Here is an 11,421-nt window from a genome sequence, read left to right on the forward strand (position 1 = left end):
ACGACCGCACTCGCGGCACTGGACTCGCTCGGCTCCATGGGCGGACTGTTCTCCACCACGGTCCTGTACGCGCTCGGCTGCGGTGTCGCCGTCGGCGGCGGCCTGGCCCTCTTCCTCGTCGCCGTACGCGGACTGCCCGCCAAGCCCGAGCACGAGAAGCGGCAGGCCAGCGAGCGCGTCAACGAGCTGATCCGGTGGGCGGGCCGGCGCGGTTCCGCCGCGGCCCTGGCCGGACTCGTCGTCCTGCTCCTGACCCGCTGGGCGGTGCTCGGCATCGCGGCCGGCGTCCTCGTCTTCTTCTGGGACCGCCTCTTCGGCGGCGCCGCCGAGGAACGCGCCGCCATGAAGCGGGTGGAGGCCCTCGCCTCCTGGACGGAGTCGCTGCGGGACACCATCGCGGGCGCCGTCGGCCTGGAGCAGGCCATCCCCGCCTCGGCCCGCGCCGCAGCCCCCGTCCTGCGCCCCCACCTGGACGCCCTGGTCGACCGGCTGCGTTCACGCACCCCGCTGCCCGACGCGCTCCAGCACCTCGCCGACGAGATCGACGACGCGTCCGCCGACATCATCGTCGCGGCCCTCATCCTCAACGCGCGCCTGCGCGGCCCGGGTCTGCGCCAGGTCCTCGGCGCCCTCGCCAAGTCCGCGCGCGAGGAGGTCGACATGCGCCAGCGCGTGATGGCGCAGCGCGCCTCGACCCGCCGGTCGGTGCAGATCGTGGTCGCGGTCTCGGTCCTCTTCGTCCTCGGCCTGTCCATCTTCAACCGGGACTTCGTCGAGCCGTACGGCTCGCCCGTCGGCCAGCTGGTCCTGGTCTGCGTGTGCGGCCTGTTCGCGCTGGGCTTCTGGTGGCTGCGCAAGCTGTCGACCATCGAGACGCCGGAGCGCTTCCTGGTCCGGGACGGCGCCGACGTCCAGTTCGTGCGCCCCCGCACACCGGGTCAGCCGGGTCACCCCGGTCACCCCGGTCAGCCCGTACAGCGCCTGCCGCAACCGTCCCAGCCGTCGCCGGCGTCTGGGGACGAGGGGGTACGACGATGAACCTGACCATGCCGGTCCTGGTCGGCGCCGTCACCGGCCTGGGCATCTACGCCCTGGTCCGTGCTCTGATGCCGAGCAGACGCAGCCCGATCCAGCAGGTCGCCCGCATCGACGCGATGCGGGCGCGCGGAGCGGCGTACGAGTCGTCCCGCGCGGCGAAGGACACCGGCCGTCTCGGCTCGCTGCGGGCCCAGGTCGGCGCCCGGGTCGCCGAGCTGTACCTCCAGCAGGGCTGGGAGCAGCGCTCGCTGCGCGCGGACCTGGCGGTACTGGACCGCAGCTGGGAGAAGTTCCTCGCGACGAAGGCGCTGCTGGCGGTGGGCGGCCTGTTCTTCGGCCCGTTCCTGTTCGCGATCGTCTGGCAGCTGGGCTTCGGGGACAGCCCGATCATCCCGGTCTGGCTGGCCCTGCTCTGCGCGGCGCTCTTCTTCTTCCTCCCCGACCTGGAGGTACGCAGGGACGCCGCCGACAAGCGCCGTGACCTGCGGCGCGTGATCGGGGCGTACCTGGACCTGGTCTCCATGAGCCTGGCCGGCGGCCGCGGTCTGCCGGAGGCGCTGATGGCGGCGGCGGAGGTGTCCGACGGCTGGGCCACCCACCGCATCCGCAACGCGCTGGCCGACGCGCGCATCACGGGCATCAGCCAGTGGCAGGCGCTGGGGCAGCTCGGCGAGGACCTGGGCGTCGAGGAACTCAAGGACCTCTCCGCCTCCCTCGCCCTGGTGGCGGACGACGGCGCCAAGGTCCGCGAGTCCCTCGCCTCCCGCGCCGAGACCATGCGGCACCGCGAACTCTCCGAGATCGAGGGCAGCGCGGGCGAGAAGTCCCAGTCGATGCTCGTGGCCCAGCTCCTGCTGTGCGCCGGGTTCCTGGTGTTCCTGATCTATCCGGCGGCGATGCGGGTGTTCCAGGTGTGACGCAGTTTCCGGCGCACCCGCCGCACCCGCCGCAGCCCCGATTCAGCAGCTCCGAGCCGCTTCGCTCCCAGAACTGACACGAGAGGACAGAACCCACCATGAACGGACGGAACCTCCGCACCGGCACCACGGGCATCGTGCCCGTCGACTTCCTGATCACCTTCCTGCGGGCCCGTGTGGAGCGCGCCCGCTCCGGCGAGCTGGACCGCGGCGCCTCCGCGGTCGAGTGGGTCATCATCTCCGCGGTCGTCGTCGCGATCGTCGGCGTGGTGGCCGCCATCATCAACGCCGCGCTCAGCGACGGCGCCAACAAGGTCGGCGACTGCATCAAGGGCGCGGACGCGGGCAAGACCTGCTGACCGGCCGTACGCGGCCGCTGTACGGCCGTGGGGCTCCAGAGCTATTGGCGCTGTGACGGGGACGACGTGACGGGACAGACGGGGACGAGGACGCCGGGCGCTGTGCGCGGCGTGCTCAAGGGCGCGCTCGGGGGCGTGCACAGACGGGTGCGGCGCAGGGTGGACGCCGCGCGGGAGGCCGCGACCACCCGCGGCGACGACTCCGGCATGACCGCGATCGAGTTCGTGCTGCTCACTCCGGTCCTGTTCTTCATGATCTTCGCGACGGTGCAGTTCGGTCTGTACTTCTTCGCGGACCACGTGGCGCAGGCCGCGGCCCAGGCGGGCGCGCGCAAGGCCCGCGCGACGGCGGACGCCCAGCCCGGCGCGTGGCGGGGCGAGGCCCAGGACGTGGTCGACAGCTACATCCGCCAACTCGGCCCGCAACTGGTCCTGTCCCCCGACGTGAAGATGGTCCAGCCGGAGCAGAACACGGTCGGAGTGGAGATCACGGCCCGTATCCCCACGGTCTTCCCGGGCCTGAACCTGACGGTGCACGCACAGTCGATGGGCCCGGTCGAGCGCTTCGTGCCGGAGGGGGGCAACTAGTGAACCTCTCCCGCCGCAGGGGCGGCCGGCCGTTGTGCGGCGAGGGCGACGACCGGGGTCTGTCCACCATCGAGGTGGTCATCCTGGCCCCCGTGATGATCCTCTTCATCCTCGTCCTGGTGGCCTTCGGCCAACTCGTCGACGGCCGCGGCGCACTCGACGGCGCCGCCAGGGACGCGGCCCGCGCGGGCTCGATCCAGAAGGACCACGGTACGGCGATGGCGGAGGCGAAGAAGGCCGCCGAGGCCAACCTCGCGGACGTGTGCTCCGGCCCGGTCTCGGTCGTCCAGAAGAGCGCGGGCTTCGAACCGGACACCCTCTTCACGGTCGAGGTGAGCTGCGAGGTGCGCGGCCTGGCCTCGATCGGCCTGAACATCCCCACGACCCTGTCGGCGACCTTCAGCTCCCCGCTGGACCCGTACCGGAGGACGGCGTGAGAACTCAGGTACGCGACTGGCTCGCGGACCGGCGCACCCGGCTGGACGACCGCGGCTCGGGCGCCGGTGCGGTCATCATCTTCGCCCTGGTCTTCCTGTCCCTCTCGGCCTTCGTCATCGACGGCGGCATGTCCATCTCCAAGCGCGAACGCGCCGCGGACATCGCCGAACAGGCCGCCCGCTACGCCGCCCAGGACATCGACCGCGAGGCCCTCTACGACGACGTGGGCGGCCCTGCCCCCATCAACTACGAGAACTGCAACGCCCGCGTCAAGGCTTTCGCCGCCGAGATGGACATGACCGGCGCGGACATCGCCGCGACCCACTGTGTCACGGCCGACGCGGCCCAGGTCCAGGTCGAGGTCCAGCTCACCTACTCGCCGGTGTTCACCGGCATGTTCTACGGCGGCGACGTGGTCGTCCACGGCGAGGCGGTGGCGGAGAACGAGGTGGGGTGAGCGAGCGGAGTCGCGGCGCTCAGCCCATGGGGATTCCGAGATCCCGCGTCAGAATCTCGACGAGCCTGCTTTCCGGGACCTCAGGTGGCCGGTGGCTCAGCTCTCTGACACGCGCGACGAAGTCCCCGGGCAGAGCCAGGTGGTACCTGCCCACGTAGTACGCGAGATCCTCCCGCCAGAGCCAGCCCCCGTCCGTGAGGAGCGAGCCGGCGCTCACCAGGACCGGCCCTTCGGGATCCAGCACGTCGGCCTGTGCGCCCATCTCCGACCAGATGCCGGAGCCTTGCCGGAGGTACTCGACGAGGCGGTGCTCGTCCGTGTCCGCCGACGACCTGACCGCGTCCCTGATCGTGCCGTCGGTGGGGAATCCCCAGCCGGGCGCGAGCTCGTCGAAGAACCCGACGGCCCGGACCGTACGTGCCGCCCGGGTGGCCTCAGTCGGGGAGGGGGAGCCCTTCGGCCCGCGCGATGGCAAGTGCTCGTTCAACGCTGACCTCCGGAGCTGAGAAACGGAGCGAGAGGGCGTGCTGGACGAAGGCCGACGGTGGTGCCACTCGGTGCTGCCGGACGTGGTCGGCCCAGGCTAGAGACCAGACCCAGCGCCCGTCGGTCATGACTCCCACACGCACGCGCGCGTCCGCCGAGTCGGAGAACGGATCCGGGACAGTGCCCGGTGAGAACAGAACGGGCTCCGCCCCCTCCAGGAATCTGGCCAGAGACTCGGCCAACTCGTCAGGGAGGGTGCCGGGGGTGAAGTCCGCCTCCGGCTGCGGTTCGCCGACGAGGTGCGGCACGGGGACCCAGGTCATCGGCTACTTGTCGCCGCCCTTGCCGCCCCGCTTGTCCTCCGTCTTCACGGCGCCGTTGACCTTCTTGGTGAGATCGTCGTCCAGCTTCTTGAACTCGCGGACCACGGCGTCCGACATGCTGGCGAGGGCGTCGAGCTGCTGGGTGATGTCCTCGCGGCCGTCCTCCCAGTTGGACTCGAAGTCGCCGAGGGCGTCGTTGACGCCGCCGTCGCCGATGTCGTCCTCGTAGGACTCGAAGAGCTTCTTCGTGTGGTTCAGCCGAGTCTTGAGCGACCGCAGCCGGCGCCCGTAGTCCTCCAGCTCGGTCAACGGCAGCGCGAGATCGCTCTTGCCCATGGCCCGAAGTCCTCTCTGCGGGTCAGACGAAACGGAACGTGCCTGTCACGGCGTCGAAGATGTCGTGGAACGCCTCGGCGAGATCCAGCACCGGGCTGGCTCCGGAGACGAGGACGACCTGGTCGGTGGTTCCGGGGACGGGGACGTACGTCTGCGTCAGCACCATACGCAGGGTACGACTGTCGCCCGGCGCCACGGGCACGTCCTCCACGCCGTACGTCCGCGCGGCCGGGCCCACTTCGGGAATGTCGACGGTCGTCACCTTCCGCCAGGCGTCCCCTTCCCGGCGCGCGGTGATCGTCCGAAGGCTGTCGGCGATGGCCCGGGGGTCGGTGGACAGGGCGACACCCTGCTGGTTCTTGGCGCCGAGGACGGACACGGTGACGGTCGCCGAGAGCGGCACACCGTCGAAGTTCTCCGCCATGCACCCCAGGTAGAGGGCACCGGAGTCATGGGCGTCCTTGGCCATCTTCCGGAGCATGGCGGTCAGGTCGGCGCGGTACGGCGCCAGCTCGGGCGTCTCGTCGAGGCGTTCATCCACCAAGGCGCGGATCGTCGCCTCCCGGCCTTCGGGACGGATGTCGAACTCCCACCACGATTCCGGGACCGACAGGGATACGCCAAGGGGCGTGGAACGTGTGGGCATCAGGCCTCGTCGTCGTAACTTACCGGGGTGTAATTCTGAACGTACTCCGTGAAGAATGCCACCGCCTCACGAGGCAGGTTCAGCGGTGCGCGAGCCACGTACTCGAGCAGCAGTTTCGGCGGGTAGTAGTCGACCGCTTCGTATTCCACGACGTCCGGCTCGTAGCGATCCGTCACGCCCAGGACGGACAGCAGGGACGCAAGGCTCAACTCCCTGACGTCGCTGCCAAGGTCGACCGGAAGACGGTACGGGACGACGTCCGAGGAAGATTGGAGAGTGGCACCGCGGGCGAGTTCAGTGATGTCTTCCAGGCGCAGACGGAACCAGGGTCCGTCGCGTTTCACCACCATCCATCGGTCGGCAACGCCGCTCTGGAATACGCAGCATTCGGCGCCGGAAAAAATCTCCGTCATGCCCAGGCCCATCCTGGTAAGGGGAGGAGGAGAACCATCCAGGCTCTCGATCTCTTCATGGCCGGCGCGCAGCATACGGGTGAACTCGTCAAAGAAGAGCCCGTTTCGATCGGACTCCGACAGGCAGGAGAAATGGAGGTTCCCGTCGAGGAAGGCGGGTTTCGGGGACCACGGATCCCGTAGCAGACGGTACCCGGCGACACCGTCGCACTGTCCCGGGATGAGTGGAGCCGGAGCACCACAGATCTGGCACTCATTCACGTCTGGCATCTTGATCGCCTGTCGGTCCGGGTTAGGGTCACTTGAATCGCGGAGGAAGGCAGGTAGTGCGTCGCTTCTTCCATCATCATAGGCCGGTCACGGGGACGATTCCGCCGCGCTCGCTGACGGGGCCGCCCGGAGGGTAAGTACCCGGAGGCAATTCCAGAACGCCCGTGTTGTCGAAGAACCGGACTTGCCCGTCGCGGCTGATGACCGCTTCCATGTGAGGGGTCCTCTTGTTGTCCAGGTCGCGGCTCATGCTGTTCTTCATGCCACGAGCGGCTTCCATCTCGTCAGGCGGCCCGGGCAGGCGGTCTTCGGGATGCGTGTGCACGGTGAACTTGTAGCCCTCGTCGCGCAGTTCCTTCGGAACGATCGTCGTAACCTCGTCCCCCTGGAAGAGACGCATCTGTCCCGAGGGGTTCTGTACGACTGCGTGCTCCACTCCGTGGAACTGCTGAAGTTCGGACATGTGAGATATGTTGACTTCGTTGGGAGTGATGGGAACGGGCCCTTTGGTCAGGTCCCTTGCCAATTGCCGCGCCTTGGGGGTGAGGGCCCGGTAGGGGATAGTGCCACCGAAGAGACGGGCAGATCCTTTGAACGGGCGGTAGATGCCGCGTAGGCCCTCTCCAGATCTCAGCTGCTGGATCTTCTTGAGTAGCCCTCCACCGATGCCCTTCATGAACCCGGTGCCCAAGGCCCGCAGGCCGCCCGCCTTCCACAGCTTGCCGAGCTTGGCGAGGCTGGTGAAGCCCTTGGTGGCGGGTATGCAGTCCAAGGCGGCCCATAGGAGATCGCCCCAGCCCGCCTCACCCTTGATGACTTTTCTTATCGTGTCCGCCATCACGACGAGCGCCGCGGCGAACACCAGCCAGCCCAACGGGCCGCCCACGATCATCACGATGATGCCGACGATCGTCACGACCCACTTGCAGACGGTGACGATCTCGTCCCAGTGGTCGGAGACCCAGTCGCCGACCTCCTCCCACCAGTGCCGGTTGGGGATACCGGCGTCGGAGGCCTCCCGGAGTTTGGCCACCGTCCGGCGGGCGGCCTCCTCGCGCAGCCCTTTCGCCTGGCCGGCGAGCTTCTTGGCCGCGTCGAGGGCGCTTTGGGCACTCTCCACGTTCCGCTCGGCCGCCGCCTGGCGGGCCTTCGCGTGCTGGGCGTCACGCGTGGCGCGGCGGACGTCGGCCTCGTCGGGCTTGGGGACGTCCTTGCCGCCGTTCTTGGCCGGGTCGTACGAGTCGCTCTTCTCGGTCGCCCTGCGCACCCAGTCCTCGGCACCGGTCAGTGCGGTCTGGGCGGTGGTGAGTTCCTCGCGGGCCTTGCGGCCGTCGCGCAGCGCCTTGTCGGCCTTCTCCTGGGCATCCTGGAGATCGGGCCAGAAGGTGGCCAGCGCGTCGCCCGCCAGGCCGTACGACTTCTTCAGCTTGCGCAGCTTCTTCGGGGCGTCCTCGAACTCCTCGGCGAACACCTTCGCCGTCTTGCCCGCCCAGGAGAGGATCTCCTCCTCCTTGGCGATGCCCTTGAGGTCGCGCAGCACGTCGGACACGTCGTCGGCGAAGTCGTTCAGGGTGCCGGCGAGTTTGCGGATGCGGGCCGGGTCGCCCGGCGTCGGGTCCTTGTCCAGGTCGAGTACGTACCAGTCCGCCGGCCTGTGCGACACCGTGTTCTCCCCCGTGCCCGTGCGATGCCCTCGCTTAGAACGCGCGTCTGAACTTATCGCACCCGATCGGGGTCCCGGTCAGACAGTTGTCGTCGTCCTGAGGCTCCGGATGAGGGCGGCGAAGGTGCCGACCGGGATGGTGAGTGTGCCCTGGGAGGGTGCCGTCGAGTCGCGTGTCGCCACGCGGAGTTCCTTCGTCAGACGGTGGATGAAGTCCCGTGACGCCGCAGGGCTCAGCGACGCCTCCTCCACCTTACGGAACAGTGTTCGAAGCTGGTTCAGTTGAGGTTCGGCATGATCGTCTCGTACGGCGTCGGGTTGGCACCCTCGATCACGGAGTGCCGCCGCATCCGGTGTTCGATCCGCGGCGTCAGTTCACTGTCGGGCAGGCCCGGCATCACGTAGGTGTACACCGCGCGGGTGTAGTCGGTGGTCTGGAGCAACCCGGGAACGTGCGTGATCACGATCTCACGCAGCGCCGTCGCATGATGTTCGACCTCGGCGGTGTCCCCGGGAACCTGGACGCGTTCACGGACGAGGAGAAGGGGCGGGGTCGCGCTCGTGCGGGCGTGTGCGGACCTGTGGGGGTGGCAGCCGCCGGCCAGGGGCGGAAACCGGGGCAAGTACGTGTGACCTCGTCGCGGCGTAGCTCGTTGATCGCGTCGTACAGGAGGGAGAGCTGATGGTCGGCTCGTCGCACGAGGCGCTGCACTGGGTCTTTCAGAAGGACCCGGCGCTGCTGACGCGGGCGTTTCAGAAGGTGTTGCACGTTCCGTTCCCGGAGCCGCGTGACTTCGCGGTTCTGAATGCCGACGTTACGGAGATTGAGCCCGTCGAACGGCGCGTGGACACGCTGATGCGGGTGGAGACGGACGAAGCGGCCTACCTTCTCGTCGTCGAGGCGCAGGGAAAGAAGGACGAGAAGAAGCGCGGCAGCTGGCCCTATTACCTCTCGTATCTGTATGAGAAGTACCGGTGCGAGCCGGTGCTCGTCGTGATCACGCAGAACAGTGCGACGGCGCGCTGGGCGGCTCAGCCCATCCGGCGGGGGCTGCCCGGCTGGGACTCGATGACCGTGCGGCCACTGGTGATCGGTCCGGACAACGTGCCGGTGATTGCGAATGAGCGAGAGGCCGAGAGGGACGTTCCGCTGGCCGTCCTGTCGGCCATGACGCACGGGCGTGGTGCCGGGGCCGCCGCCATACTGGAACCACTGGCCTGCGCTCTGCGGACCGTCGACGGTGACAGTGCGGCGGTCTTCGGACAGCTCATCGAATCGTGCCTGGGTGATTCCCGGGCCAAGGACCTCTGGAGGGACCTGATGTCGGAGATCCGCTACTTCTTCAACAACCCCGTGGCCGAGAAGGTTCGTGAGGAGGGCCGGGTGGAGGGTCGTGAGGAGGGCCGGGCCGAGGCCCGTTCCGAAATCACGCTGGAGATTCTGGAGTGGCGGGGTATTTCGGTGTCCGATGCCGTTCGAGAGCGGGTACTTTCCTGTGCCGACCCGGATCAGCTGAAGACGTGGTCCCAGCGGGCTGTTCATGTCACGCGCGCCGAGGACCTGTTCGCCGGGGACGGGGCCTGACAACCTGGCAGGCATGGTTCGGCTACAGCCGATTCCTGTCACGGCCGGGGTCCGTCTGTTGGCAGGGCCGGCTCTTGGATAGCGTGGTTCACTCCAGTTGCCCCCCACCTCAACGGGAGTCCAAGCGTGAACCGCCCCGCCCGGCTAGTGACCGTCGCGCTCACCGCATCCGCGGCCCTGCTGTTGACCGCCTGCGGCTCGGGCGACGACGACACATCGTCGGACAAGATCAAGGGTGCGGACACCAGCGGTGGAGCAACCGCCTCCGTGAGCCCTACGGCCTCTGCCGCGCCGGATGGTGTCGACCGGCCGGAGATCACGCTCCCCAAGGAGTTCCAGGCCGACTTCGAGAGCTGGACGAACAGCGATCCGAAGCTCCAGGCGATCCTGAACGACGGCCGTGAGGAGTTGCGTTCACAGTACGCCGCGGTGATCGAGGCGGACCCGGAGTCCGACGCGGTGGCGTTCTACAACTCGGACGCCACTCTGCCGACCGCCCGCAAGTGGATCAAGCAGTTCGTCGACGATGACGAAACCCTGATCGGGAAGGTCACGGTCTTCGACCCCCAGGTCAGCATCGGTGACTCCGGATCCGGTGTGCTCTTCTACTGCGTCGACGAGCGCCAGGCATCCACAAAGGACCGCAAGACCGGCGAAGTCACCAAGACCCCGGACAAGCCGGAGAGTGTGATTCAGTACCGGATCAACCTCGACAAGACGTCGCAGGGGGTCTGGAAAGCCGCGTCCGTCGACGTGGTGCCGGGAGCCTGTTCCTGATGGGGGCGCTGTCCAAGGCGGGACTCGTGCTCTTCGGTTCGCTGTGTGCGGTGGCCCTGGCCACTCCGGGTGCGCAGGCGATCGGTGACGAGGACAACCGGCAGCCGTCCACGGGCCCTTCCGGAAGCGCCGACAGCAACACACTGACCGCCTCCGCGACCACCACCGGCATCAAGGTCACACAGGTCAGTGGCAGCGGCTCCGGCACCTCTCCCAAGGCGCTCGCCCCGGTGGACCCCAACTGGGAGCCGCCCGCCTGCTGGTACGAGCCCGTGGCCACGCCCGAGCAGCTCAAGGCCGCCGTGGACCGCCTCAAGAAGGGCGGTGATCTGGTGGCTGTCACGCCGACGCTCTCCTGGGGTGAGGAGCTGATGGTGACCCAGTACGAAAAGGGTGAGGGCCGGACCGGTGACAGCGACGGCTACAAGAACTACAACATCGGCAAGGACGGCCGGTTCTGGCGCGGAGTGATCAACAAGGAAAGGGAGAACGACGCGGCGTCCTACGAATGCGACCGCACCCTGTTCTGGCAGGACGCCAACACCCTCCCGGACAATGATCACGCTCCCACTCCCGACGTCCTGGCGGCCTACGCGTACGACAAGATCAAGGTTCCCGGTACAAAGGTCGAGCTCAAGCCCGCCGCCGAGTCCAAGGTGAACCTGCCCACCTGGGTGTGGCTGGACAAGGCGACCTTCCAGGAGGTCAAGGTCCGTGCAGAGCTGGAGGCGGCCGGCGTGTGGGCGGAGACCACCGCCAAACCCGTGGCGCTGCACCTGGACCCGGGCACCGAGGATGCCGAGACGTATCCCTCGTCCGGCGACTGCGAGATCAACGCCGACGGTTCCATCGGCACTCCCTACTCCAAGGGTGCTGCCGAACGGACGCCGCCTTGCGGGATCAAGTACCTGCGTGCGAGTGGCGACGCTCCGTACCAGTTGAAGGCGTCGATCACATGGGAGATCTCCTGGGAGGGCTCCGGCGGAGCTCAGGGCGATCTGCCCGACGGCACCTTCGAGACCACACAGGACCTGGCTGTGCGGGAGATCCAGGCCGTCAACCGATAGGCCCCGTCGGTCGCCGGGCGCGGGAGACCCCTTCCTCAGGGTGGGGCAGTCCGACGGC

The 11,421-nt window shown here is 68.3% G+C and carries 14 protein-coding genes and 2 pseudogenes; 10 read left to right on the plus strand and 6 right to left on the minus strand.

All coding sequences use genetic code 11. The features are described 5' to 3' along the window. The first annotated feature begins 36 nt into the window (after positions 1–36). From ACH4D3_RS15360 to ACH4D3_RS15385, 6 genes are all read left to right on the plus strand, one after another. Complete coding sequence (locus tag ACH4D3_RS15360; RefSeq protein ID WP_398322737.1) at positions 37–1,038, plus strand: type II secretion system F family protein; 1,002 nt, start codon at positions 37–39, stop codon at positions 1,036–1,038. After that, a complete protein-coding gene (locus ACH4D3_RS15365; protein ID WP_398321884.1) occupies positions 1,035–1,955 on the plus strand; it encodes a type II secretion system F family protein in 921 nt (306 codons plus the stop codon). Before ACH4D3_RS15360 ends, ACH4D3_RS15365 begins: the two co-directional genes overlap by 4 nt. 98 nt (positions 1,956–2,053) lie before the next feature. Next, positions 2,054–2,314: a hypothetical protein gene (locus ACH4D3_RS15370; RefSeq protein ID WP_016326983.1), complete on the plus strand. Its 261-nt coding sequence runs from the start codon at positions 2,054–2,056 to the stop codon at positions 2,312–2,314. Positions 2,315–2,416: 102 nt separating this feature from the next. Continuing rightward, positions 2,417–2,902 (plus strand): TadE family protein, encoded by a 486-nt coding sequence (locus ACH4D3_RS15375; protein WP_398322740.1) that lies wholly within the window; start codon positions 2,417–2,419, stop codon positions 2,900–2,902. Next, positions 2,902–3,339 (plus strand): TadE/TadG family type IV pilus assembly protein, encoded by a 438-nt coding sequence (locus ACH4D3_RS15380; RefSeq protein WP_398321887.1) that lies wholly within the window; start codon positions 2,902–2,904, stop codon positions 3,337–3,339. The genes ACH4D3_RS15375 and ACH4D3_RS15380 overlap by 1 nt, the downstream gene beginning before the upstream one ends. After that, a complete protein-coding gene (locus tag ACH4D3_RS15385; protein WP_109035685.1) occupies positions 3,336–3,797 on the plus strand; it encodes a TadE/TadG family type IV pilus assembly protein in 462 nt (153 codons plus the stop codon). The genes ACH4D3_RS15380 and ACH4D3_RS15385 overlap by 4 nt, the downstream gene beginning before the upstream one ends. A gap of 19 nt (positions 3,798–3,816) precedes the next feature. Here the strand turns inward: ACH4D3_RS15385 and ACH4D3_RS15390 are convergent, their stop codons facing one another. The 6 genes and pseudogenes from ACH4D3_RS15390 to ACH4D3_RS15415 all read right to left on the minus strand — a co-directional run. Beyond that, positions 3,817–4,284 (minus strand): hypothetical protein, encoded by a 468-nt coding sequence (locus ACH4D3_RS15390; protein ID WP_398321890.1) that lies wholly within the window; start codon positions 4,282–4,284, stop codon positions 3,817–3,819. A gap of 325 nt (positions 4,285–4,609) precedes the next feature. Then, positions 4,610–4,942, minus strand: coding sequence for a hypothetical protein (locus tag ACH4D3_RS15395; protein ID WP_398321893.1), 333 nt, complete (start codon positions 4,940–4,942; stop codon positions 4,610–4,612). Between the two features lie 22 nt (positions 4,943–4,964). Further along, a complete protein-coding gene (locus ACH4D3_RS15400; protein ID WP_398321896.1) occupies positions 4,965–5,588 on the minus strand; it encodes a hypothetical protein in 624 nt (207 codons plus the stop codon). Continuing rightward, positions 5,588–6,271 (minus strand): hypothetical protein, encoded by a 684-nt coding sequence (locus tag ACH4D3_RS15405; RefSeq protein ID WP_398321899.1) that lies wholly within the window; start codon positions 6,269–6,271, stop codon positions 5,588–5,590. Before ACH4D3_RS15405 ends, ACH4D3_RS15400 begins: the two co-directional genes overlap by 1 nt. A 76-nt stretch (positions 6,272–6,347) precedes the next feature. Further along, positions 6,348–7,934, minus strand: coding sequence for a putative T7SS-secreted protein (locus tag ACH4D3_RS15410; protein ID WP_398321902.1), 1,587 nt, complete (start codon positions 7,932–7,934; stop codon positions 6,348–6,350). Positions 7,935–8,120: 186 nt separating this feature from the next. Continuing rightward, positions 8,121–8,443 (minus strand): annotated as a pseudogene (locus tag ACH4D3_RS15415) (Scr1 family TA system antitoxin-like transcriptional regulator); the annotation flags it as partial. A 24-nt stretch (positions 8,444–8,467) separates the two neighbouring features. Between ACH4D3_RS15415 and ACH4D3_RS15420 the strand changes: the two are divergent. The 4 genes and pseudogenes from ACH4D3_RS15420 to ACH4D3_RS15435 all read left to right on the plus strand — a co-directional run. Further along, positions 8,468–8,567 (plus strand): annotated as a pseudogene (locus ACH4D3_RS15420) (ATP-binding protein); the annotation flags it as partial. A 49-nt stretch (positions 8,568–8,616) separates the two neighbouring features. Continuing rightward, entirely contained in the window at positions 8,617–9,519 is a 903-nt protein-coding gene (locus ACH4D3_RS15425; RefSeq protein ID WP_398321905.1) for a hypothetical protein, read from the plus strand. Between the two features lie 126 nt (positions 9,520–9,645). After that, positions 9,646–10,296: a hypothetical protein gene (locus ACH4D3_RS15430; protein ID WP_398321908.1), complete on the plus strand. Its 651-nt coding sequence runs from the start codon at positions 9,646–9,648 to the stop codon at positions 10,294–10,296. Next, the gene (locus tag ACH4D3_RS15435) at positions 10,296–11,363 is read left to right on the plus strand and encodes a hypothetical protein (RefSeq protein WP_398321911.1); all 1,068 of its coding nucleotides are present in this window, start codon (positions 10,296–10,298) and stop codon (positions 11,361–11,363) included. Before ACH4D3_RS15430 ends, ACH4D3_RS15435 begins: the two co-directional genes overlap by 1 nt. Positions 11,364–11,421 lie beyond the last annotated feature (58 nt).

The organism is Streptomyces sp. NPDC018026, from assembly GCF_044327745.1.
GTDB lineage: Bacteria > Actinomycetota > Actinomycetes > Streptomycetales > Streptomycetaceae > Streptomyces > Streptomyces rubrogriseus.

What these genes read in the sequence shown, in the direction of transcription:
- ACH4D3_RS15435 (WP_398321911.1), top strand. Translation starts at nt 10,296, where the DNA reads ATGGGGGCGCTGTCCAAGGCGGGACTCGTGCTCTTCGGTTCGCTGTGT.
- ACH4D3_RS15425 (WP_398321905.1), top strand. Translation starts at nt 8,617, where the DNA reads ATGGTCGGCTCGTCGCACGAGGCGCTGCACTGGGTCTTTCAGAAGGAC.
- ACH4D3_RS15400 (WP_398321896.1), bottom strand. Translation starts at nt 5,588, where the DNA reads ATGCCCACACGTTCCACGCCCCTTGGCGTATCCCTGTCGGTCCCGGAA.
- ACH4D3_RS15360 (WP_398322737.1), top strand. Translation starts at nt 37, where the DNA reads ATGGGCGGACTGTTCTCCACCACGGTCCTGTACGCGCTCGGCTGCGGT.
- ACH4D3_RS15395 (WP_398321893.1), bottom strand. Translation starts at nt 4,942, where the DNA reads ATGGGCAAGAGCGATCTCGCGCTGCCGTTGACCGAGCTGGAGGACTAC.
- ACH4D3_RS15370 (WP_016326983.1), top strand. Translation starts at nt 2,054, where the DNA reads ATGAACGGACGGAACCTCCGCACCGGCACCACGGGCATCGTGCCCGTC.
- ACH4D3_RS15365 (WP_398321884.1), top strand. Translation starts at nt 1,035, where the DNA reads ATGAACCTGACCATGCCGGTCCTGGTCGGCGCCGTCACCGGCCTGGGC.
- ACH4D3_RS15405 (WP_398321899.1), bottom strand. Translation starts at nt 6,271, where the DNA reads ATGCCAGACGTGAATGAGTGCCAGATCTGTGGTGCTCCGGCTCCACTC.